1 protein-coding gene is annotated in these 1,123 nt (G+C 67.4%); it reads left to right on the top strand.

The annotated features are described in order from the left end of the window. A partial coding sequence (locus ACFW2E_RS47510; RefSeq protein WP_384478550.1) for a catalase occupies positions 1-1,106 on the top strand: 1,106 nt, incomplete at its 5' end. Between the last annotated feature and the right edge of the window lie 17 nt (positions 1,107-1,123).

The following is a 1,123-nucleotide window of genomic DNA, read 5'->3' as shown; positions in this document are numbered from 1 at the left end:
ACACGGACGAGGGCAATTACGACCTGGTCGGCAACAACACCCCGGTGTTCTTCATCAAGGACCCGATCAAGTTCCCCGACTTCATCCACTCGCAGAAGCGCGACCCGTTCTCGGGCCGCCAGGAGCCGGACAACGTCTGGGACTTCTGGGCGCACTCCCCCGAGGCCACGCACCAGGTGACCTGGCTGATGGGCGACCGCGGCATCCCGGCGTCGTACCGCCACATGGACGGCTTCGGCTCGCACACCTACCAGTGGACGAACGCCAAGGGCGAGTCGTACTTCGTCAAGTACCACTTCAAGACGGACCAGGGCATCAAGTGCCTCACCCAGGCCGAGGCCGACAAGCTCGCCGGTGAGGACCCCGACTCCCACCAGCGCGACCTGCGCGAGGCCATCGAGCGCGGCGAGTACCCGTCCTGGACCGTCGGCGTGCAGATCATGCCCGTCGCCGAGGCCGCGACGTACCGCTTCAACCCGTTCGACCTGACCAAGGTGTGGCCGCACGCGGACTACCCGATCGTCTGGTTCGGCAAGCTGGAGCTCAACCGCAACCCGGAGAACATCTTCGCCGAGGTCGAGCAGTCGATCTTCTCCCCGGCCCACTTCGTGCCCGGCATCGGTCCGTCCCCGGACAAGATGCTCCAGGGCCGGCTCTTCGCGTACGGCGACGCGCACCGCTACCGCGTCGGCATCAACGCCGACCACCTGCCGGTGAACCGTCCGCACGCCACCGAGGCGCGCACCAACTCCCGTGACGGCTACCTGTACGACGGCCGCCACAAGGGCGCGAAGAACTACGAGCCGAACAGCTTCGGCGGCCCGTTCCAGACGGACAAGGCCCTGTGGCAGCCGGTCGCGGTCTCCGGTGTCACCGGCGAGACCGAGGCCCCGTCGCACGCCGAGGACAACGACTTCGTCCAGGCGGGCAACCTCTACCGGCTGATGACGGACGAGGAGAAGGAGCGGCTGATCAACAACCTGGCCGGCGCTCTCTCCGGCGTCTCGCGCGACGACATCATCGAGCGCGCGGTCAACAACTTCCGTCAGGCCGACGGCGACTTCGGCAAGCGGCTGGAGGCCGCGGTCCAGGCCCTGCGCGGCTGACACATCCAGCACTGGAC

This window comes from Streptomyces sp. NPDC058964 (genome assembly GCF_042741275.1).
Taxonomy (GTDB): Bacteria; Actinomycetota; Actinomycetes; order Streptomycetales; family Streptomycetaceae; genus Streptomyces.
This window is presented reverse-complemented; position numbering and strand designations above follow the sequence as displayed.